This is a genomic window from Streptomyces sp. NPDC059452, assembly GCF_042750035.1.
Classification (GTDB): Bacteria; Actinomycetota; Actinomycetes; order Streptomycetales; family Streptomycetaceae; genus Streptomyces.
Genome location: NZ_JBHYVE010000008.1, coordinates 65967 through 88372 on the forward strand (window position 1 = coordinate 65967; position 22406 = coordinate 88372).

Below are 22406 nucleotides of genomic sequence, written 5' to 3' on the forward strand. Positions count from 1 at the left end.
AGCGCGCCCCGTACCCGGATCTCACGGGTGCGGGGCGCGCTGTCGTCCGTGTCACTCCTGCGGTGCCGCGGCCTTGATCGCGGAGATGTCGAAGGTCAGCTTGACCTTGTCGCTGACCATGACCCCGCCGGTCTCCAGCGCCGCGTTCCAGGTCAGGCCCCAGTCGGAGCGCAGGATGTCCGCGCTGCCCTCGAAGCCGACGCGCTCGTTGCCGTAGACGTCGGTGGCGGAGCCGTTGAACTCCAGGTCGATGGAGAGCGGGCGCGTGACGTCCTTGATGGTCAGGTCGCCGGTGATCCGGTACGCGTCGCCGCCCAGCTGCTCGGCCCGCGTCGAGCGGAACGTCATCAGGGGGAACTGCTCGGCGTCGAAGAAGTCGCCGCTGACCAGGTGGCCGTCGCGGTCGGCGATGCCGGTGTCGATGCTGCCGATCTTCACATCGATGGCGGCGGAGGAGTTCGCCGGGTCGGTGCCGTCCAGGGTCAGGGTGCCCTCGTGCTCGCCGAAGGAGCCGCGCACATTGGTGACCATGGCGTGCCGCACCGTGAAGCCGATGCTGCTGTGGGCCGGGTCGATGGTGTACGCGCCGGTCAGGGCGGCCAGGGCCGGGTCCACCGAGGGGGCCTCGGCGACGGTGGTCGGGGCGGCGGACGACTTGCGGGTGAACAGAGCCATGGCTCCTCCTCGGGATGCGCTGCGGATGTTGTTTAAGCTTCAACGAGATTGACTGTAGCCCTATCTTGTTCAAGTTTCAACATCTGGCACGCGGTGCCCGGGTCCATGGCCTCCCGGCCCTCGATCTGGAGCAGCCCCCGATGGGGAGTGCCCCTGCCGGCCACAGCCGACAGGGGCACTCTCCGTGCTGACGTCAGGCCCCCACGCTCACCGTGAAGCGCCGCGGGTTCCCGTCGTGTGCCGCGCCCGAGACATCGGGCTCGCCGTCCGGGCGGACGTCGTCGTACGGGAACGCGTAGCCGATCGGGCTGTTGGCGTGGACCACGCGGGACCAGTGGTTGGTCACCGGGGTCCGGTAGTAGTCCGCCACCGTCGTGCCGTTCGGCTGGCTCGGGTGGCTCAGCATGATCGACCGGTTGAAGCCCGCCGCCAGCCGGGCCAGGATCGCCTTCTTGTCGTCGGAGTCGCCCGGGTTGTTGGTGAACGGCCCGTGGTTGCAGGTGAAGATGTCCTTCGTCTCCGGCTTGGTGAAGGTGGGGCCGCCCTCGAAGGTGAGGACGTCCCCGCTCACCCGCCCCGCCAGCGTGCCCCGGCCGCCCTGGAGGTCGATGCGCAGGTCCTCGGAGCGGTACTTCCCCCACACCTCGTCGATCTGCGCCTCGAACAGACCCCGGAACGGCATCTCGGCGGGCCGGTCGAAGTACGGGGCCATGATGTTCTGCGGCGAGACGACCCGAAGGACGTTGCCGTCGTCGCCCCGGGTGATCAGCCGGTCCCAGGGCTGCCCGTCGGCGGCGGCCTGCGCGGTGAGGTCCGCCGCGATCCGCTCCGCCGCGTCCTCGGGGTGCGGGGCCACGACATGGGTGCCGTCGCCCTCCAGTGTGATGCCGATCGGGAGCGCGGTGATCAGGTCCACGTAACTGATGTTGGAGTACAGCTGCTCGGTGTTGAAGGTGAACTCGGCGAACGCCCAGGTCCGCCCGTAGTTCGGGTCCGTGGGCGTCGCGAAGGCGGGCTCCACCAGGGAGGGGCCGGGGTTGAGGAAGAAGTCCAGCTTGTCGTCGCGGACGAAGTAGACCCGCGCCCCGTACATCTGCGGCAGCGTCAGCACCACCGGGGCCGCGCCCGCGCTGTTGAGCGGGATCGCGCAGTCCACCGGGAGCGGGGTCTGCGGGGCGCCGGGGGATTCGGGGCGGTAGACCTCACCGTTCGGCCGGAGCAGCACCCAGCGGTCGGTGCCCAGCTCGTGGCCGGTGACGTACGCGTGCACCGTGCCCGGCAACGACTTGTTCTCCAGGGCCAGTTCACAGGTCGCGGGCGCTGCCGAGGCGCGCGGGCTGAGGGCGGTGCCCCAGGCGGGGTACGTCAGGGCGGTGGCCGTGGCGACGGCGCCGGTCAGGAACATTCTGCGCGAAATCACGAGGGAACTCCCGAGTGTGTGGGGGCCGCAGACGGGTCGTGGGGGTGGGGTGGGGGAGGGGCCGGACAGTGGGGGTGTCTGCGGGTGCGCACCACTCTCGCCAGGGCCGGGGCAAGCGTCAACACTTGTGGCTGAGAGCGCTCTCAAAAATGCGGAGTCTTCACAACTCGACGCCCGGAAGCGGTACTTGCCGGAACCGAGCGGGTGCGAACCGTGACCGTACGGGGGTGGCTCCGGTCGTACGGAGGTGGATCCGGTCGTACGGGGGTGGATCCGGTCGTACGGGGGTGGATCCGGTCGTACGGGGGTGGCTTCGGCCAAGAGGTGAACGGGCGGCCTCTGGAAGCTGTCCCCGGCCCACTTGGACTAACCGACCACGGTTGTTGGACGGAGGCAGCCCCCGGCCCCGGTATTCGTTGACGGTGTCCTGACACGGGGGCTACTCAGGGGCCATGTCGCCAAGATTCCCCTCCGCCGGCCCGGTCGCCGTCGCTTCAGCCGCCGTCCTGGCGCTCGTGGGGACGGCCCTCCCCGCCGCAGCCGCCGATCCGCCCTCCGCCGCACCGGCCGCCGAGGCAGCCCCCGGGGCCGGCGGCTCCGCCACCATCGGCTCCGCCCACCTCACCGTCGCCGTGGCCGACGACTTCCCGCGCGTCCTCTCGTACACCGACCGGGCCAGTGGCAAGCGGCTCCTCGGCAGTACGCGGCCGGTCACCGCCGTCACCCTCAACGGCACCGCCCACCCGGTGAAGCTCAAGGCCGCGCCCAAGGTGAACGGTTCCTCCGCCCGCTACACCCTCGCCTTCACCGGCCTCCCCGGCGTCGAGATCGACGCCTCGCTCACCGTCTCCGGCCGGACCACCACCTTCAGGGTGACCGCCGTCCGCGACACCGCCGCGTTCCGGGTGGGGACCATCGACATCCCCGGGCACGACCTGATCTCCGTCGGCTCCACCGAACCCGGCGCCGCCACCGCGTTCACGACGCTGGACCCGGACTCCACCCGTACCGCCGACGTCTTCACGAAGGTTACGGGGGCCACCAAGCCCGACCCCGCGCCCCTCGGCGCCACCTACGCCCTCCTCAACACCGACTCGCTCGCCGCCGCCGTCGAGTCCAACTCCTCCTACGACAAGCCCTCCGGCCGAACCGGCGGCGACGACGCCCGCTTCTGGCACCAGGCCCGCACCGAGGCCGACGGAAGCGTCCGGGTCGGCGTCGACTCGGGCCAGTGGACCTACCGGGGCGAGGGTGCCCCGAAGCCGGAGAGCGGCGAGAACCTGCCCTGGGCCAAGGTCGTCGTCACCCCCGACGCCAACGGCGACAAGGCCGTCGACTGGCAGGACGGGGCCATCGCCTTCCGCTCCATCGGCATCACCGCCCCCGGCAGCGAGGAGACCGCGAACCGGGTCATCACCCACATCCCGTTCAACTTCGCCAGCCAGGCCACCCACCCCTTCCTGCGCACCCTCGACGACGTCAAGCGGATCTCGCGGGCCACCGACGGCCTCGGCCAGCTCGCCGTCCTCAAGGGGTACGGCTCCGAGGGTCACGACTCCGCCCACCCCGACTACGGCGGCAACTACAACAAGCGGGCCGGCGGGCTGAAGGACCTCAACACCCTTCTCAAGCAGGGCAGGAAGTGGGGTGCCACCTTCGGCGTCCACGTCAACGCCACCGAGTCCTACCCGGAGGCCAACGCCTTCAGCGAGCAGCTCGTCGACAGGACGAAGCCCGGCTGGAACTGGCTCAACCAGAGCTACTACATGGACCAGCGCCGCGACCTCAACAGCGGCGACCTCGCCCAGCGCTTCCAGCAGCTCCGCAACGAGACCGACCGCAACCTCGCCTTCCTCTACATCGACGTCTACTACACGCACGGCTGGATCGCCGACAAGACGATCCAGTCCGTCCAGAAGCAGGGCTGGACCGTCGGCACCGAGTGGTCCGACAAGTTCGAGCGCGCCTCGCTCTGGTCGCACTGGGCCAACGACCTGAACTACGGAGGGGCCACCAACAAGGGCCTCAACTCGCAGATCATCCGGTTCATCCGCAACGGTGAGAAGGACATCTGGAACAACCATCCCGTCCTCGGTCAGAGCGTCCTGGAAGAGTTCGAGGGGTGGACCGGCGAGACCGACTGGACCGCCTTCACCGCCGCCGTCTGGCAGAAGAACCTCCCCGCCAAGTACCTCCAGCAGCAGCGGATCACCCGCTGGGACGGCAACGACATCACCTTCACCGGGGGCGTGCGCGGCACGGTCGAGGACGGGAAGCGGACCTTCTACCAGCAGGGCCGCAAGGTGCTCAGCGGGACGGACTACCTGCTGCCGTGGGACGGCGGGAAGAAGCTCTACCACTACAGCGAGATCGGGGGCACCAGCACCTGGGAGGTGCCGGGGAAGGGCCCGTACACCGTCTACGAACTGACCGACAACGGGCGCGAGAAGGTCGCCACCGTACGCCCCGCCTCCAGCGGGAAGATCACGCTCACCGCCACCGCCGGACAGCCGTACGTCCTCCACCCGGGCCAGGCGCCCCGGGCAGCCGACCCCGACTGGGGCCAGGGCACGCCCCTCAAGGACCCCGGCTTCAACGACCGTAACCTCACCGGCTGGACGAAGACCGGGACCACCGCCCGCCACACCGACGAGCAGGGCCGCAACAGCGCCGCCCTCTCCGGCTCCGCCACGGCCGCGCTCTTCCAGCCCGTCACCGGCCTCAAGCCCGGCAGGCGCTACACCGCCTCCGCCCTCATCGAAGTGGAACCCGGCCAGTCCCGTCGTACGGTGCTGAGCGCGGGCGGCAAGTCCGTCGCCGTCGAGCGGTCCACGGCCGAGGACTTCGTCGCCGCCTCCGACTGGCACGGCACCCACTTCCAGCGCGCCAAGGTGAACTTCACCGCCCCGGCGAACGGCCGCACCACCCTGCGCATCGAGGCGGCGGCGGGCTCCGGGGCGACCGTCCGGGCCGATGACGTACGGATCGTGGAGAACGCCCCCGCCACCCGGCCCGGGACGGTGGTGTACGAGGACTTCGAGGCGGTCGACCAGGGCTGGGGGCCCTTCCTCAAGGGCGACGCGGGCGGCTCCACCGACCCCCGCACCCACATCTCCCAGCTGAACGCCCCGTACACCCAGTCCGGCTGGAACGGGAAGCCGACCGACGACGTGCTCGGGGGGAAGGAGTCCCTGAAGTCCCACGAGGAGAACACCGGGCTCGTCTACCGCACCGCCCCCTGGACCGTCCCGATGAAGGACGGCCACCGCTACGAGGTCGCCTTCGACTACCAGTCCAGCCACGCGGGCGCCTACACCTGGGTCGACGGCTACGACCGGGTCGCGGGAGGCAGGGCCGTCTCCACCGAGACCCGGGCCACCCCCATCGGGCAGCAGCGCACCACCGGCCACTTCAGCCAGACCCTCACCGCCGGATGCGGCGACACCTGGACCGGGCTGCGGAAGCGGGCCGGAGCGCCCCAGGGGGCGGACTTCGTGCTCGACTCCTTCACCGTGACCGACCTCGGGCCCGCCCCCGCCGGGGAGGAAGCCTCCTGCGGGACGCTCACGGTGGCCGCCGACGCCGGGACCCTGGAGCCGGGCGCTCCGAACACCGTGAAGGCGGTCTTCGGCAACGACGAGGCGAGCGCCGCGACCGGGGTCGAGCTGGCGCTGACCGTGCCGGAGGGGTGGAAGGCCGAGCCCGCGGGGGCCGTCGCCTTCGACTCCGTCGCGCCCGGTGCCAAGGTCACCGGCAGCTGGCGGGTCACCCCGCCGGTCGACGCCCCGTACGCCACGTACCAGCTCGGCGCGGAGGCCACGTACGCCGTGGGAGGCGCCCCGCGCACGCTCGGCGCACGGGCCTCCGTACGGACCCTGCCGCCCCCGCCCACCGAGGACACCTGGGCCGGCGACCTGGACTGGACGGACTCCCGGAACGGCTGGGGGCCCGTGGAGCGCGACCAGTCGAACGGGGAGACCGGGACGGGCGACGGCAGCCCGTTGACGATCGGCGGGGTCGTGTACGCCAAGGGGCTCGGCACCCACGCCCCGGCGATGATCCGCTACCACCTGGGCGGGCGGTGCACCTCCTTCACCGCCGAGGTCGGGGTCGACGACGTCCAGACCACGCGCGGCAGCGTGCGGTTCTCCGTCACCGCCGACGGGGCGGGGAAGGTGACCTCGCCGGTGCTGGGGGCCGCCGATCCGGCCTGGAAGCTCACCGCCGACGTCACCGGAGCGCGGTACGTCGAACTCGTCGTCGACGACGGCGGTGACGGCAACGGCAACGACCACGCCGACTGGGGCAACGCCCGCTTCCACTGCGGGGGTTGAACACCGGGCGAACAGCGGTCGCGGCGCGGTGCACATCAGGGGAACGGTGCTGCTCCATACTGAGGGGGCCTGCGGGCCCCCTCAGTGCCCTGTGTCCCACGGCACACCGCGTCTTTGTAGGGTTCTCACAGCGCGGGGCGGCATTCGGCTGGTGGATCGGCTGCCCGTGGGGGCGGTTCTGTTCACACCCACCACGAAACCGGGCAGGAGACTGTACGGAGTCGACGGCACGATTTCTGGGTCGGGGTTCGTAGGGTCGATGCATGACCGTTGTGGACGAAACCCAGGGTGAGCCGAGCGACACGCGTGGCCGGGTGGCCGAACTCCTGGCCCTGCGCGAGCAGGCCCGGCGCGGCCCCAGCGAGCGCGCCACCGAGGCGCAGCACGCCAAGGGCAAGCTGACCGCGCGCGAGCGCATCGAGCTGCTGCTCGACCCGGGCTCGTTCAAGGAGGTCGAGCAGCTCCGCCGGCACCGGGCGACCGGGTTCGGCCTGGAGGCCAAGAAGCCCTACACGGACGGTGTCATCACCGGCTGGGGCACGGTCGAGGGCCGTACGGTCTTCGTCTACGCGCACGACTTCCGGATCTTCGGCGGGGCGCTGGGCGAGGCCCACGCCACGAAGATCCACAAGATCATGGACATGGCCATCTCGGCCGGTGCCCCGCTGGTGTCGCTGAACGACGGCGCCGGAGCCCGTATCCAGGAGGGCGTCTCGGCCCTCGCCGGGTACGGCGGCATCTTCCAGCGCAACACGCGCGCCTCGGGTGTCATCCCGCAGATCAGCGTGATGCTCGGCCCGTGCGCGGGCGGCGCGGCCTACAGCCCGGCGCTCACCGACTTCGTCTTCATGGTCCGCGAGACCTCGCAGATGTTCATCACCGGACCGGACGTCGTGAAGGCGGTCACCGGCGAGGAGATCACCCAGAACGGCCTCGGCGGCGCGGACGTGCACGCCGAGACGAGCGGCGTGGCGCACTTCGCGTACGACGACGAGGAGACCTGCATCGCCGAGGTCCGCTACCTCATCGGGATGCTGCCCTCCAACAACCGCGAGAACCCGCCGACCGTCGAGAGCGACGACCCGGCCGACCGGCGCAGCGAGGCCCTGCTCGACCTGGTCCCGGCCGACGGCAACCGCCCGTACGACATGCACCAGGTGATCGAGGAGCTCGTCGACGACGGCGACTACCTGGAGATCCACGAGCGCTGGGCCCGCAACATCATCTGTGCGATGGCCCGCCTGGACGGTCAGGTCGTCGGCATCGTCGCCAACCAGCCGCAGGCGCTGGCCGGGGTGCTGGACATCGAGGCGTCCGAGAAGGCCGCACGGTTCGTCCAGATGTGTGACGCCTTCAACATCCCGATCATCACCCTTCTGGACGTCCCCGGCTTCCTGCCCGGCGTCGACCAGGAGCACGGTGGGATCATCCGGCACGGCGCCAAGCTGCTGTACGCCTACTGCAACGCCACCGTGCCCAGGATCTCGCTGATCCTGCGGAAGGCCTACGGAGGCGCGTACATCGTCATGGACAGCCAGTCCATCGGGGCCGACCTCACCTACGCCTGGCCCACCAACGAGATCGCGGTGATGGGCGCCGAGGGTGCCGCCAACGTCATCTTCCGCCGACAGATCGCGGACGCCGAGGACCCCGAGGCCATGCGCGCCCGCATGGTCAAGGAGTACAAGGCCGAGCTGATGCACCCGTACTACGCGGCCGAGCGCGGCCTCGTCGACGACGTCATCGACCCCACCGAGACCCGCGAGGTGCTCATCGCCTCGCTCGCGATGCTCCGCAACAAGCACGCCGACCTGCCGTCCCGCAAGCACGGCAACCCCCCGCAGTAGTCGCACCCGAGCAGCGGCACGGTCCGCCGCACGGTCCACGACACCCTGCCGAGAAGACGGAGACACCCCACCATGAGCCTGACTTCCGCCGAGTCCGTCCTGCGCGTCGAGAAGGGTCACGCCGACCCCGAGGAGCTGGCGGCCATCACCGCCGTCCTGATGGCCCGTGCCGCCGCCCAGCCGCCCGCCCCCGCCCACCGGGGCCGCGACACGGCCGGCTGGCGCCGTCTGGAGCGCACGCCGGGCTTCCGCGCCCCGCACAGCTGGCAGGGCTGACCCGCCCGCACAGCCCGTACGAGAAGGGCCCCGCACTCCTCAGGAGTGCGGGGCCCTTCTCGTACGCGGGGAGCCGCTAGCGCAGGCGCGCCATCAGGGCGTGCTCGACCAGCGTGATGAGCGCGCTCTTGGCGTCGGCGCGGTGGCGGGCGTCCGTCGTCAGGATCGGGGTGTCCGGCCCGATCTGGAGTGCCTCACGCACCTCGTCGGGGGTGTAGGGCTGGTGTCCGTCGAAGCCGTTGAGGGCGATGACGAAGGGGAGGCCGCTGTTCTCGAAGTAGTCGACGGCGGGGAAGCAGTCGGCGAGGCGGCGGGTGTCGACGAGGACGACGGCGCCGATGGCGCCGCGGACCAGGTCGTCCCACATGAACCAGAAGCGGTCCTGGCCGGGTGTGCCGAAGAGGTACAGGATCAGGTCCTGGTCGAGCGTGATGCGGCCGAAGTCCATGGCCACCGTCGTGGTGGTCTTGTCCCCGGTGTGGGTCAGATCGTCGATGCCCGCGGACGCGGACGTCATCACGGCTTCGGTGCGCAGCGGGTTGATCTCCGAAACGGCACCGACAAACGTGGTCTTACCCACGCCGAAGCCCCCTGCCACCACGATCTTCGCCGAGGTAGTGGAGCGGGCCGCTCCGCCGCTAGAGCTTGCGAAGTCCACTGAGCACCCTTTCGAGCAGTGTCACATCTGGCTGGCCGCCGGCGGCCTCGTCGCCGCCGGGCTGATGGATAGCGACGAGTCCGGCCTCGGCCAGGTCGGCGACGAGGATTCGGGCAACGCCGAGGGGGATCGAGAGAAGGGCCGAAACCTCGGCGACCGACTTGATCTCGATGCAGAGCCGGCAGATCCGCTGGTGCTCGGGCAACTGCCCTTGCAGCCGGGACGGATCGGCCGTGGTGCTGACCAGCGCCTCGATGGCGAGCTGGTACCGCGGCCGGGTCCGGCCGCCGGTCATGGCGTACGGACGGACCAGCGGATTGTGCGCGGCGGGCTTGGCGGGCTCGGGAGCCCGCCGCTGCTGCGGCTGCTGCGCCCGGGGCTGCTGCGGCTGCTGTTGCTGGGGCCATGCCGACCCAGGCTGCTGCGGGGGCCACTCGGACCCCTGCGCGCCATGGCCGCCCTGGTGCTGCTGAGGCTGCTGGTATGGCTGATAAGGGTGCCCCGGGCCCTGACCGCCGGATGCGGCGGGGAAGCCGAAACGGTTGTCACCGTGCTCACCCGGAACCCTCTGCTCACCCTCGTATGGGTGTCCGCCTGTGGGTGCTGCCACGTTTCCTCCTCCGACTGCCGGTCGCCGATCCCAGTGGGGCCGCGCCACCGCACCTTATGGCGCGGTGGCGCGAAACGCACTGTCTCTCTCCTAGTTGAGAAGACTTCCCTGAAGTTCGGCGCGGAGATCCGGGGTCAGGACACTGCCCGCGCGGTCGACCAGAAGTGCCATTTCGTACCCGACCAGACCGATATCGGCGTCCGGGTGGGCGAGAACGGCGAGGGAGGACCCGTCCGAGATGGACATGATGAAGAGAAATCCCCTCTCCATCTCCACAACGGTCTGGTTCACCGCCCCGCCCTCGAAGATCCGGGAGGCGCCCGCGGTCAGCGACGTCAGACCGGAGGCGACGGCCGCCAGCTGGTCGGCGCGGTCGCGCGGGAATCCTTCGGACATGGCCAGCAGGAGTCCGTCGGCGGAGACCACCACCGTGTGCGACACCCCGGGGGTGTTGTCCACGAAGTTGGTGATCAACCAGTTGAGATTCTGCGCCGCCTGGCTCATCGGGCTCACACTAACGCTCCTGGTTGTAGGTGGTACTGGTGTCCGACCCCGCGCTGCGTCCCCTCAGGACTCCCCGCCGCAGGTTGCTCAACCTGCCGCGGACGTCCTCGGGGGCGCGGGAGACCTGTGGGCCGCCCTGCTGGGTCTGCTCCGCCGTGCCCTCGACCAGGTTGGCCTTGGGCACGCGCCGGGGGAGACCGGAGGGGGTGATTCCGCCCGCCTTCGGCTCACGGAGCTTTTCGGCCCGCTCCCAGCGCTCGTCGTTCGTCGAGCGCCAGTCGTCGGTGCCGTCCCCGTCCGTCTGCGGGGCCTGCCGCGGTTCCCGCTGCGGCAGGCGCTGCGGAACCGGAGCGGGCCGTTCGCCGCCGCCCGGCTGCCAGTGCTGCGCACCACCGCGGCGCGGAAGACCGGCCTCGGTCAGCTCGTGGCCGACGTTCGGGGTGGTGGCTCCCGGACGGTCGAAGCCTACGCGCTCCTGCGCCGGGGCGGGAGCGCTCGGAACGGATTCCGGCTCCGGCTGCGGAACCGGCTCGAAAGTGTTCTGCGAACCGCTCTGAACAGGCCAGTCGTCCTGGTGGGACCGGTCCGCCGGGGCAGCGTACCCCTCGGTGGCGTACGCGTCCTGGGGGTTCTCCGGAGCGGCATATGCCGCTTCCGCGTAGTTCCCCTGAGCCTGCGGTTCCGCCCCGTTCTGCTGCTGGGGGTAGCCGTCCTCGGTGCCGTACTGCTGCTGCTCGTAGGAGCCGGCGTACGGGGCCTGGGCCTGCTGGCCGGTGTCCTGGCCGTACGGGTCCTGGCCGTAGGACTCCGGTGCGTAACCCTGCTGCTGCCCGGCGTACTGGTCCTGCCCGGTGTACGGCTCCTGCGGCGCGTACGGGTCCTGGCCGTAGCCCTGCTGCTCCGGGGCGCCGCCGGGGCCGGTCTGGGCCTCCAGGGCCGCCCTGCGCTCCTCGCGCATCAGCGAACGGTTGACCGGGTCCAGCTGGCTCGGGTCCGCCGGGACCTCGTAGCGCGAGTCGTCGAAGCCGAGCTCCGCCGCCGTACGCATCTGGCCGTGCTGCGGCGCCGGTTCGAAGGCGTTCTGCTGCTCGGGGATGATCGAGGAGACGGTGAAGTCGTCGGGCCCGTCCTGGGATTCGCCACCGCCACCGTGGGTGATGGGGTCCGGGAGCATGACCAGCGAGGTGGTCCCGGCCTGCTCGCCCGAGGGGCGCAGCTGGACCCGGATGCCGTGCCGGTCGGCGAGCCGGCCGACCACGAACAGGCCCATGCGCTGGGAGACCGCGGCGTCCACGGTCGGCGGGTTGGCCAGCTTGTGGTTGATGTCGGCGAAGTCCTCGGCGGTGAGGCCGATGCCCTTGTCGTGGATCTCGACCATGACGCGGCCGTCGGGCAGCCGGGTCGCGGTGACCCGCACCTTGGTCTGGGGCGAGGAGAACGTGGTGGCGTTCTCCAGCAGCTCGGCCAGCAGGTGCACGAGGTCGGTGACGGCCCGGCCGTGGATCTCGGCGTCGGGGACGCCGGAGAGCTCGATGCGCTCGTACGACTCCACCTCGGAGGAGGCGGCGCGCAGCACGTCGACCAGCGGCACCGGCTGGTCCCAGCGGCGGCCGGGGTCCTCGCCGGAGAGGACGAGAAGGTTCTCGCCGTTGCGCCGCATACGGGTGGCCAGGTGGTCCAGCTTGAACAGGCTCTCCAGCTGGTCCGGGTCGGCCTCGTTGTTCTCCAGGTCGGTGATGAGGGTCAGCTGGCCCTCGATGAGCGACTGGTTGCGGCGCGAGAGGTTGGTGAAGATCGCGTTGACGTTGCCCCGGAGCAGGGCCTGCTCGGCGGCGAGCCGGACGGCCTCGCGGTGCACCTGGTCGAAGGCGCGGGCGACCTCGCCGATCTCGTCCTGGGTGGTGATCGGGATCGGCTGCACCCGGGTGTCGACCCGGCCCGGGTCGGTGCGCGAGAGCTGGTCGACGAGGGAGGGCAGCCGTTGCTCGGCGATGCCGAAGGCGGCGGTACGGAGCTGACGCATCGAGCGGCTCATCTGGCGGGCCATGAGCCCGGCCAGGACGAACGCGGCCAGCAGCGCGATGACGACGATCAGGCCGTTGACGATGGCGTCGGACTTGGCGTCGGAGGAGATCTTCGCGGCCTCGTTCACGGCCTTGTCGACGAGATCCTTCTCGACGGTCGCGTACCCCTCGAACTTCGCGGTGGCGGCGGCCATCCAGGTCTCGGGGGTGATGCCCTTCTTTGCCAGCTCCTCGGGGGTCTGCCCCTGGCCGATCTCCTGGACCATGCCGTCGAAGACCGAACCGTCGATGCTCGGCGGCGCCACGAAGTCCTGGCCCGCGGCCTCGGCCTGCTCCCGGGCGGCCTTGAGCTTCCGGGTGCCCTCGGCGGCCTTGCCGCTCATGACCTGCTTGAGGCGGTCCACATCGGCCTGGGTGCCACCGGCGTTGAACTCGGCGAGGGCGATCTGCTCCAGGTAGTTGTACGAGCCGAAAGCCTTGACCTGCTCGCTGTAGACCTCGGGCTTCTTGCTCGGGCGCACCAGCAGGTGCATGCCGATCGAGCGCTGAAGCGATTCTGCAGCCTTGGACAGCTCGATCGCGTAGACGGTACGGCCGTAGCTGGTCACGTTGCCGGTGCCGAGGCCGAGCTCGTTGGCGAACTGCATCAGCGAGTGCTGGACCTGGGTGTAGCCCTCTTCGGTCTTCACCGGGTCCAGCGCCTGCGAGTAAGCGGCCTTGCGGAGCTCGGGGAGCGTGGGCTCCTCGCTCTTGAAGAGCTTGAGACGGCGCTCCAGGCCCGGCTTGGCGGGCATGTCCTTCACCGCGGTGTCGAAGGCGGCGCGCGCCTCGTCCGTGGTGGCCCGGGACTCCTCGACGATGTCGGCGTCCCGGTCGCCGGAGAGCAGCGGCTGGGCGGTGAGGTCACGCTCGTTGAGGAGCGCCTGCCCGTAGTCCGACGCGGCGCGCACGACGCGCGCGATCTTCTCGGCCTCCTGGGCCTCGCTCCAGGTGTCGATGGAGCCCTTCACCTGGAAGCCGCCCATGACCAGACCGACCAGGACGGGAACCAGGAGGATCGCGTTCAGCCGGGTGGCCACCCGCCAGTTGCGCGGGGCGAACCGGCTGGCACTGCCGCCCGGGGCCGGCTCCGGTTCGGGCGCCTGTGCAGGCGATGCCGCAGCGTGCGACGGCGGGGTGAAGTTGCCCCGCTCGGGCTGCGCCGCGGAGCCCTCGTTGCTTCGCCTCACTCGACCAACAACCTCTCGGCGTCGGCACCTACGTTGTGCCGGATTATTCGTTCAGGGCCGTACTACTCGGGAGTTCGTCGAATTGCAGCACGGGGACGGGCCCGGTTCCAAACACTCGGAATCGATCATTCCGAGTGGTCCACGCCTCAGATAAAACGGGCATAAAGAGCGAGCCCCGTCAAAAGGCGGGGCTCAGGTGAGCGCAGCGGCACCAGGTGGATGCATCGGGTGGTGGCGCGGGGGCAATTCTCTGTCGAAACGTTATGAACACGGGGGCGGATCGTGTCAAACGACACAGGCCGCCCCCGCGTGACTACAGCAACTTCCGTATGACGAAAACGACTTACGGCTACTGGTCGGGACTACTTCAGTCGTGCCATCAGAGCGTGCTCGACCAGGGTGATCAGACCGCTCTTGGCATCCGCACGATGCCGGGCGTCCGTCGTGATGATGGGTGCGTCGGGCCCGATCTGGAGCGCTTCGCGTACCTCGTCGGGGGTGTAGGGCTGGTGTCCGTCGAAGCCGTTGAGGGCGATGACGAAGGGGAGGCCGCTGTTTTCGAAGTAGTCGACGGCGGGGAAGCAGTCGGCGAGGCGGCGGGTGTCGACGAGGACGACGGCGCCGATGGCGCCGCGGACCAGGTCGTCCCACATGAACCAGAAGCGGTCCTGGCCGGGTGTGCCGAAGAGGTACAGGATCAGGTCCTGGTCGAGCGTGATGCGGCCGAAGTCCATGGCCACCGTCGTGGTGGTCTTGTCCCCGGTGTGGGTCAGATCGTCGATGCCCGCGGACGCGGACGTCATCACGGCTTCGGTGCGCAGCGGGTTGATCTCCGAAACGGCCCCGACGAACGTGGTCTTGCCCACGCCGAAGCCGCCCGCCACCACGATCTTGGCCGAGGTGGTGGCGCGGCCCGTACCGCCGCTAGAGCTTGCGAAGTCCACTGAGCACCCTTTCGAGCAGTGTCACATCCGGCGCGCCGCCGGCCTCTCCATTGCCCGGCTGGTGGATGGCCACCATGCCGGCTTCCGCCAGGTCCGCCACGAGGATGCGGGCGACGCCGAGCGGCATCGACAGCAGCGCGGAGACCTCGGCCACCGACTTGACCTCGCGGCACAGGTGGCAGATCCGCTGGTGCTCGGGGAGCAGCGTCCCCAGATGCGCCGGGTCCGCGGTGGTGCTGACCAGTGCCTCTATCGCGAGCTGGTAGCGCGGCCGGGTCCGGCCGCCGGTCATGGCGTAAGGACGAACCAGCGGCTGGTCGCCTCCCTCGTCGTACGACGCGTGGTGCAGTGCGCCGTACGGATCGGGTGAGGCGGGTGGCGGGGTCATGAATCCTCCGGGCGTGACAGCAGGGTCTCGGCTTGCCGTCTGAAGGGGCCGGTGGGGGGTCTCTGGCGGCCGGACGGGTGAGGGTTGTGGGCGTTACCTGGGGGGATTGTGTCGCGAATCCGCTGCATGGCCGCCTAGTGGAGCAGACTGCCCTGGAGCTCGGCGCGGAGGTCGGGCGTGAGGACGGTGCCCGCACGGTCGACCAGGAGGGCCATTTCGTACCCGACCAGACCGATGTCGGCGTCCGGGTGGGCGAGGACGGCGAGGGACGAACCGTCGGAGATGGACATCAGGAAGAGGAACCCGCGCTCCATCTCCACAACGGTCTGGCTGACGGCGCCGCCCTCGAAGATCCGGGAGGCACCCGCGGTCAGCGACGTCAGACCGGAGGCGACGGCCGCCAGCTGGTCGGCGCGGTCGCGCGGGAAACCTTCGGACATCGCCAGCAGCAGGCCATCCGCGGAGACCACCACCGTGTGGGACACCCCTGGGGTGTTGTCCACGAAGTTGGTGATCAGCCAGTTCAGATTCTGCGCGGCCTGACTCATGGGGCTCAACTAACGCTCCTGCTGGTGAGTGGGGCCGAGATGGATACTGCCGGTCGACGGGCCGTTGTTGGCCTGCCGTCCCTGCTGGATGCCCCGGCGGAGATTGGTCAGACGACCGCGTACGTCATCGGGCGCACGCGAAACCTGAGGTCCGGACTGGTGATTCTGCTGCTGAGCGGTCCCCGGAACCAAATTGGCGCGGGGAACACGGCGGGGCAGCCCGGAAGTGGTGACCCCGCCGGCGGCCGGCTTCTTGACCCGCTCGGCCTGACGTACGAGCTCGTCGTTGGGCGAGGCACGCCAGGAGCTGGTGACCGCCGTGTCGGCCGCACCACGCTGGGGCATGGGCGGAACGGGCACGCCGGTGGGCTCCGGAGCGGCCGGTGCCTGCGGCTCGGCGGCCGCCTGACCGCCCTGGCCCGGACCGTGGAACCAGTTGGTCTCCAGGGTGTCGTACAGCGGCGTACGGCCGTCCCCGGGACCGGCCGGCGGCAGGGCCTCCGGCTGCTGGGGCAGCGCGGGGCGGCGCGGAGCCTCACCCGCCGGGGGGACCGGCGGACGCCGGTCACCGATGCCGTTCTCCTCCCCGCCGCGCTGACGCGGCGCGGGGAGCCCCTGGCCCTGGTTCTGCTGGTACGGGGCGCTGAAGTCGGGCCGCGCGAACTGGGCGGTGCTCGCCGGGTCCTGGCCCTGCTGCTGGTACGGGCCCTGGGGGGCCTGCGGTGCCGAGAAGTCCGGACGGGCGAACTGGGAGGTCGCGCCGGGGTCCTGGTGGTCGCCCGACGGCCGCTGGTTCTGCTGGCCCTCGGGGGTGCTGAAGGCCGGGTCCTGGCCGGTGGGCCGGGCGAACTGGCCGGTCGCTTCGTGCTCCTCGTGGCCGCGCGGGGCGTCGGCGCCCCAGTTGGCGGCCTGCGGGCGCTGCTGCGGGGAGCCGCCGGGCAGCTCGGCCCGGGGGCCGCCGGTCGGCGGCAGCTGACGGCCGGGGCCGCCGGGCTGCTGGAAGCCGCCCTGGTCGCCGGGGCCGTTCTGCTGGTGCCGGGCCTGCTGGGGCTGCGGCGCACCGGGGGCCTGCTGGTTCTGCTGACCCTGCTGGGGGCGGCCCTGCTGGTTCGGCGGCGTGAACTGGCCCGTACGGCCGTTCTGCCCCGGGGAGGCCGGCGCGCCGTGACCGAACAGGTTGGGCTGACCCGGCTCCGTACGGCCGGGGGCCTCGCCCTGGCCGCCGCGGGCGCCGAGCCGGGCGCCGTTGCCGAAGGCTCCGGAGAGGCTGCCGCTCTGGCGCTGCGGCTCCTGGCCCGGGAAGCCCTGGCTCGGGTTGCCGTTGCCCGGCTGGCCCTGGCCCTGGGGGGCGTTGCCCTGGGGGCCGTTCTGCTGGCCCTGCGGGCGGCCCGGGGCGTTGTCCCGGGCGGGGAGGGCGGCGCGCGGACCGGAGCCCGCACCGACCTGGCCGCGCTGGGCGCCGGGGCCGGAGCCGAGGCTCTTGGAGCCGGGGCCGCCCGGACCGCCGCCGATGCCGGGACGCTGGCCGCCCGCCGCGCCGCCGTTGCCGTTTCCGGCGAGGAGGCCGCCGGGGGCGCCGCCGGGCTGCTGGCCGGGGCCCTGCTTGGACGGGGGCTGCTTGCCGCCGTGGGCGACATCGACGGGGAGCATGACCAGTGCGGTCGTGCCGCCGGAGTCGGAGGGGCGCAGCTGGATGCGGATGCCGTGACGCAGCGACAGCCGGCCGACCACGAACAGACCCATGCGGCGGGAGACCGAGACGTCCACGGTGGGCGGCTGCGCGAGCCGCTCGTTGATCGCCGCGAGGTCCTCGGGGGAGAGGCCGATACCGGTGTCGTGGATCTCGACCAGCACGCGGCCGTCGGGCAGGGCGTGACCGGTGACCTTGACCTTCGTCTGCGGCGAGGAGAACGACGTGGCGTTCTCCAGCAGCTCGGCGAGGAGGTGCACGAGGTCGTTGACGACCCGGCCCGCGACCTCGGTGGCGGGCACCGCGGAGAGTTCGATGCGCTCGTACTGCTCCACCTCGGAGGCGGCGGCACGGAGCACGTCGACCAGCGGGACGGGGCGGGTCCACCGGCGGCCCGGCTCCTCACCCGCGAGGACGAGGAGGTTCTCACCGTTACGGCGCATACGGGTCGCGAGGTGGTCGAGCTTGAAGAGCGAGGAGAGCTGGTCCGGGTCGGCCTCGCGCGACTCCAGCTCGGAGATGAGCGAGAGCTGACGCTGGATGAGGCCCTGCGAACGGCGCGAGAGGTTGGTGAACATCGCGTTGACGTTCCCTCGGAGGAGCGCCTGCTCGGCGGCGAGGCGGACGGCCTCGCGGTGCACGTCGTCGAAGGCCGCGGCCACCTGGCCGATCTCGTCCCGGGAGTGCACACCGACCGACTCGACGGAGGTGTCGACGTCCTGCGGGTCGGTCTCGGAGAGCTGCTTGACGAGCTCGGGCAGCCGGTCCTGGGCGACCCGGGTGGCGGTGTCCTGGAGGCGGCGCAGCGAGCGGATCATCGAGCGGGCCACCACGAAGGCGCCGACGAGCGAGACACCGAGCACCAGGAAGATGACCGCACCGTTGATGACCGCGTCGCGCTGCGAGGCCTCGCGCAGCTCGCGGGCCTTGGCCTCCATGTCGCTCAGGAGGGTGGTCTCGATCGTCTTCATCGCGTCGATCTTGGTGGAGCTCTGGTCGTACCAGTCCATGTACGAACGCACCCGGGCCCCGTCGATCCCGTTCGGGGTGTCGAGGATGTGCTTGGCGTACATGTTCGCCGCGTTGATCTCGGGGTTGTTCCCGTTGTCCAGCGGAGCCATCAGGTCCACCGCGCTCTCCCCGGTCGATCCGTAGATCGACTTGAACGAGCTGATGGCCCGGGTCTCCTTGTCGAGCGCGTTGGAGCCGAACTGCTTGTCGTTCTCGTTGAGGTGCGGTTCCTTGACCGAACCACCGGGCAGTGCGGCCGCGATGATGGCCCGCTGGATCGAGGCGTACTCCTTGGCGGAGGAGAACGCCGCCAGGGCTCGGGTCCGCTTGATCATGTCCGGGTTGCTGGTCGCCTGGGCCATGTCCTGGGACAGGCTGAGCAGCGAGGTGATCAGCTGGCTGTACTGGTCGATCGTGTTGAGGGACGGTGCGTCCTTCTCGTACGCCGACTTGCGGATCGACCGGATGTCGCCGAGCTGCGAGGCGATCTGGGCGACGCTCGCGTGGATGCTCTCCAGCGCGTCGTCGCCCTCGAAGTCGCCGATGTCGTTGGTCGCGTCCAGGAACGCGTCCTTGGCCCGGTCGGTCTTCTCGCGGGGCTGGGAGACCTTGTAGTCGGTCGCCTTGGAGCCGTTGGAGAGCGGACCGGCGGACTGGTCGCGCTCGACCTGGAGCGCCTGGGCGAGCGAGGTCGCCTGCTTGGTCATCTGGGTCAGCAGCTGCATGTGTTCCAGCTGCTGCATGTCGGTCATGGACTCGTTGATCCGCAGACCGCCCAGGCTGGTCGCCACGACCACGGGGAGGGCGAGGAGCGAGACCAGTCGCGTACTGATGCGCCAGTTACGGAGCGCTATTCGCGAGCCCGTGTCGACCGGGCCGCGGGAGGCGGGAGACGTGCCCGGCTCGGCTCCGCCGCTCGGCGCGGAGCCTTGGCCCTGCGTACGGTCGCTGTTGTCGCCGGCAGCGGCCGGCCCGGGGTTCTGGGCGTGCTGGGGCGAGGAACCGCGGTCGGTCCCGCCGCGCGGCTCCTGTTCCGCCGGAGCGCTGCCATCCCTCTTGAAACGTCCCTGCACTAGCGTCGCAACCTCTGGACCAGGCGTTCCACCTGTGGACAGGCAGAACGGTGTCGGCGTCGTGGGGCGCTGGACGCGCCCCATGGTGGTCGTTGAGTGACCGGCGTACTTCCCCCTCCCGCCGCAGCCCGGCGCTACGTTGCGCCACCGGTGCGCCGGTCTGAAACCCGCGGCGGTGCGTGGAATTCCAGCACAGTGCAGGATCTCCAACAAGGCCCATGTACCGGGCTGTGACCTGGGTGACACGTTGTGATGAATGAGTAACAAGCAGTGGAGAGTGATCGTGGGTAAACCGGACTAATGGGGAGGAGTCGCTTAGGGGTGGGGGGTGTCCCAGTCGCGATGATCAGGAGCGGAATGGTGGATTCAGTGGTGCAATGTCCGTTTCCTGCACCGTGATCGGCCGCCCGGAATGGGCTAATTGTCCATTACTTCGTGAGGAAACTCACACGATGATCGTCGCCTCATCCGGCGATCGGCGGGGAATCGGATGTTTAGCCTGACGCTTTACAGGGATGGCGAATCCGACAACCAGGCGCCGCCGAGGTGGCGCCCCGACCGACAGGGTCCTGACGGCAGATGAAGACGACGACTGTGTTCCGCAACATTGCCAACCCCCGGCGCACCACGCTGGCGCACCTCAAGGACGCCCAGGCGCTGCAGACGCCCTTCCTGCCGGAGCACGCCGCCGACCTGCCCACCGTGACGGCCAACCCGCGCCGCACCATCCTCATGGAAGCGCCCGTCGCCACTGCCCGGTAATGGGCGAGGCCGTCCCCCCTCACCGCGTTAGCCTGGAGCGTCAGTCTTCAGCCAGCCAGCAAGTGAGGGGCGACAGCATCCCGTGCGCATCGCCAGGTTCTCCATCGACGGCAATGTCGCCTTCGGCGCCGTCGAGGGGCAGGGCACCGTGGAATCCGGTGACCTCGTCCTCGACATCATCAAGGGCATTCCGTACGCCGACTTCGAGCTCTCGGGCACCAAGGTCCCGCTGAACAAGGTCAGGCTGCTGCCCCCCGTGCTCCCCAACAAGGTCGTGGCCATCGGCCGCAACTACGCGGAGCACGCCGCCGAGCTCGGCCACGAGGTCCCCGACGCACCGATCACCTTCTTCAAGCCCACCACCTCGGTGATCGGCTCCGGCGACGCGATCGAGTACCCCTCCTTCTCCAGCGAGCTGCACCACGAGGCCGAGCTGGCCGTGGTCATCGGCCGCATGTGCCGCGAGGTCCCGCGCGAGCGCGTCAAGGACGTCGTCCTCGGCTACACCTGCGCCAACGACGTCACCGCCCGCGATGTGCAGCAGCGCGAGAAGCAGTGGGCCCGCGCCAAGGGCTTCGACACCTCCTGCCCGCTGGGCCCCTGGGTGGAGACCGACGTGGACCCGCACGACCTCACCATCCAGGCGACGGTCAACGGTGAGCAGCGGCAGCTCGGCCGCACGAGCGACATGGTCCGCTCCATCGAGGAGCTGATCGTCCACATCACGGAGGCCATGACGCTGCTCCCGGGCGATGTGATCCTCACAGGCACCCCCGCAGGGGTCGGACCCCTGCACGTCGGCGACGAGGTCGCCGTCACCATCGAAGGCATCGGCACTCTCACCAACAAGGTGATCAAGCGTGGCTAACGCACCCTCCCCCAAGCTCTCGGCTCCGCTCGACCAGGGGGTACCCCCTCGCGTCCGTTTCTGTCCCTCCCCGACCGGCAACCCCCATGTGGGCCTGGTCCGCACGGCCCTGTTCAACTGGGCCTTCGCCCGGCACCACCAGGGCACCCTGGTCTTCCGGATCGAGGACACCGACGCCGCGCGCGACTCCGAGGAGTCCTACCAGCAGCTCCTCGACTCCATGCGCTGGCTGGGCCTGGACTGGGACGAGGGCCCCGAGATCGGCGGCCCGCACGCGCCCTACCGCCAGTCGCAGCGCATGGACCTCTACAAGGACGTCGCCGAGAAGCTGCTCGCCGCCGGGTACGCGTACGCCTGCTACTGCACCACCGAGGAGCTGGACACCCGCCGCGACGCCGCCCGCGCCGCCGGGAAGCCGTCCGGCTACGACGGCCACTGCCGCGACCTCACCGCCGAGCAGAAGGCCGCGTACGAGGCCGAGGGCCGCACCTCCATCGTCCGCTTCCGGATGCCCGACGAGGCCATCACCTTCACCGACCTGGTCCGCGGCGAGATCACCGTCCAGCCGGAGAACGTCCCGGACTACGGCATCGTCCGCGCCAACGGGGCCCCGCTCTACACGCTGGTCAACCCGGTCGACGACGCGCTGATGGAGATCACCCACGTCCTGCGCGGCGAGGACCTGCTCTCCTCCACCCCGCGCCAGATCGCCCTGTACCGGGCGCTCATCGAGCTGGGCATCGCCAAGGAGACCCCCGCCTTCGGCCACCTCCCGTACGTCATGGGCGAGGGCAACAAGAAGCTCTCCAAGCGCGACCCGCAGGCCTCCCTCAACCTCTACCGGGAGCGCGGCTTCCTCCCCGAGGGGCTGCTGAACTACCTGTCGCTGCTCGGCTGGTCGATCGCCGAGGACCGCGACATCTTCTCGGTGGACGAGCTGATCGCCGCGTTCGACATCAAGGACGTCAACGCCAACCCGGCCCGCTTCGACCTCAAGAAGGCCGAGCACATCAACGCCGAGCACATCCGCATGCTCGACGAGAAGGCGTTCGCCGAGGCCTGCGGCCCCTGGCTGAAGGCCCCCTTCGCGCCCTGGGCCCCGGAGGCCTTCGACGCGGAGAAGTGGACGCGGATCGCCCCGTACGCCCAGACCCGCGTGACGGTGCTCTCCGACATCACCGACAACGTCGACTTCCTCTTCCTGGACGAGCCGGTGGAGGACGAGGCGTCCTGGGCCAAGGCGATGAAGGGCGACCCGGCCGCCCTCCTGACCACGGCCCGCGCCAACCTGGAGGCGGCGGACTGGAGCGACGCGGAGTCCCTGAAGAACGCCGTCCTCACCGCCGGCGAGGCCCACGGCCTCAAGCTCGGCAAGGCCCAGGCCCCGGTCCGGGTCGCCGTGACCGGCCGCACGATCGGCCTGCCGCTCTTCGAGTCCCTGGAGATCCTGGGCCGCGAGAAGAGCCTGGCCCGCGTTGACGCGGCGCTGGCCAGGCTGACCGCGTAAGCGACCGAGCACGCCCCGAGGAGGGCCGCGGCCGACCC

At 70.4% G+C, this 22406-nt stretch carries 16 protein-coding genes; 6 read left to right on the plus strand and 10 right to left on the minus strand.

All coding sequences use genetic code 11. The annotated features are described in order from the left end of the window. Positions 1-51: 51 nt before the first annotated feature. Together ACFW9Z_RS13530 and ACFW9Z_RS13535 are read right to left on the minus strand one after the other, a co-directional pair. A complete protein-coding gene (locus ACFW9Z_RS13530) occupies positions 52-675 on the minus strand; it encodes a YceI family protein (RefSeq protein WP_384639055.1) in 624 nt (207 codons plus the stop codon). Between the two features lie 193 nt (positions 676-868). Beyond that, a complete protein-coding gene (locus ACFW9Z_RS13535; protein WP_384639445.1) occupies positions 869-2080 on the minus strand; it encodes a glycoside hydrolase family 64 protein in 1212 nt (403 codons plus the stop codon). A 467-nt stretch (positions 2081-2547) separates the two neighbouring features. Here ACFW9Z_RS13535 and ACFW9Z_RS13540 point away from each other — a divergent pair, with 467 nt between their 5' ends. From ACFW9Z_RS13540 to ACFW9Z_RS13550, 3 genes are all read left to right on the plus strand, one after another. After that, complete coding sequence (locus ACFW9Z_RS13540; protein ID WP_384639058.1) at positions 2548-6429, plus strand: endo-alpha-N-acetylgalactosaminidase family protein; 3882 nt, start codon at positions 2548-2550, stop codon at positions 6427-6429. A 263-nt stretch (positions 6430-6692) separates the two neighbouring features. After that, positions 6693-8276: an acyl-CoA carboxylase subunit beta gene (locus ACFW9Z_RS13545; protein ID WP_384639061.1), complete on the plus strand. Its 1584-nt coding sequence runs from the start codon at positions 6693-6695 to the stop codon at positions 8274-8276. A gap of 72 nt (positions 8277-8348) precedes the next feature. Then, positions 8349-8552 carry an acyl-CoA carboxylase subunit epsilon gene (locus tag ACFW9Z_RS13550; RefSeq protein ID WP_366706598.1) on the plus strand — a complete coding sequence of 68 codons (204 nt, stop codon included), beginning with the start codon at positions 8349-8351 and terminating at the stop codon, positions 8550-8552. Between the two features lie 76 nt (positions 8553-8628). Here the strand turns inward: ACFW9Z_RS13550 and ACFW9Z_RS13555 are convergent, their stop codons facing one another. The 8 genes from ACFW9Z_RS13555 to ACFW9Z_RS13590 all read right to left on the minus strand — a co-directional run bounded on the left by ACFW9Z_RS13555 (position 8629) and on the right by ACFW9Z_RS13590 (position 19231). After that, complete coding sequence (locus ACFW9Z_RS13555; protein WP_014048542.1) at positions 8629-9210, minus strand: ATP/GTP-binding protein; 582 nt, start codon at positions 9208-9210, stop codon at positions 8629-8631. Beyond that, entirely contained in the window at positions 9191-9820 is a 630-nt protein-coding gene (locus ACFW9Z_RS13560; RefSeq protein ID WP_384639065.1) for a DUF742 domain-containing protein, read from the minus strand. Before ACFW9Z_RS13560 ends, ACFW9Z_RS13555 begins: the two co-directional genes overlap by 20 nt. 90 nt (positions 9821-9910) lie before the next feature. Further along, a complete protein-coding gene (locus ACFW9Z_RS13565; protein ID WP_006127847.1) occupies positions 9911-10324 on the minus strand; it encodes a roadblock/LC7 domain-containing protein in 414 nt (137 codons plus the stop codon). Positions 10325-10334: 10 nt separating this feature from the next. Next, entirely contained in the window at positions 10335-13577 is a 3243-nt protein-coding gene (locus ACFW9Z_RS13570) for a nitrate- and nitrite sensing domain-containing protein (protein ID WP_384639068.1), read from the minus strand. A gap of 362 nt (positions 13578-13939) precedes the next feature. Next, positions 13940-14521 (minus strand): ATP/GTP-binding protein, encoded by a 582-nt coding sequence (locus ACFW9Z_RS13575; RefSeq protein WP_003966011.1) that lies wholly within the window; start codon positions 14519-14521, stop codon positions 13940-13942. Then, positions 14502-14909 (minus strand): DUF742 domain-containing protein, encoded by a 408-nt coding sequence (locus ACFW9Z_RS13580; RefSeq protein ID WP_015611637.1) that lies wholly within the window; start codon positions 14907-14909, stop codon positions 14502-14504. The genes ACFW9Z_RS13575 and ACFW9Z_RS13580 overlap by 20 nt, the downstream gene beginning before the upstream one ends. Positions 14910-15043: 134 nt before the next feature. Continuing rightward, a complete protein-coding gene (locus tag ACFW9Z_RS13585; protein ID WP_006127850.1) occupies positions 15044-15457 on the minus strand; it encodes a roadblock/LC7 domain-containing protein in 414 nt (137 codons plus the stop codon). Between the two features lie 9 nt (positions 15458-15466). Continuing rightward, positions 15467-19231 carry a nitrate- and nitrite sensing domain-containing protein gene (locus ACFW9Z_RS13590; protein WP_384639073.1) on the minus strand — a complete coding sequence of 1255 codons (3765 nt, stop codon included), beginning with the start codon at positions 19229-19231 and terminating at the stop codon, positions 15467-15469. A gap of 579 nt (positions 19232-19810) precedes the next feature. Here ACFW9Z_RS13590 and ACFW9Z_RS13595 point away from each other — a divergent pair. From ACFW9Z_RS13595 to gltX, 3 genes are all read left to right on the plus strand, one after another. Then, the gene (locus ACFW9Z_RS13595) at positions 19811-19993 is read left to right on the plus strand and encodes a hypothetical protein (protein ID WP_384639075.1); all 183 of its coding nucleotides are present in this window, start codon (positions 19811-19813) and stop codon (positions 19991-19993) included. A gap of 82 nt (positions 19994-20075) precedes the next feature. Further along, complete coding sequence (locus tag ACFW9Z_RS13600) at positions 20076-20861, plus strand: fumarylacetoacetate hydrolase family protein (RefSeq protein WP_384639078.1); 786 nt, start codon at positions 20076-20078, stop codon at positions 20859-20861. After that, complete coding sequence (gene gltX / locus ACFW9Z_RS13605) at positions 20854-22368, plus strand: glutamate--tRNA ligase (protein WP_384639081.1); 1515 nt, start codon at positions 20854-20856, stop codon at positions 22366-22368. Before ACFW9Z_RS13600 ends, gltX begins: the two co-directional genes overlap by 8 nt. The last annotated feature ends 38 nt before the right edge of the window (positions 22369-22406 follow it).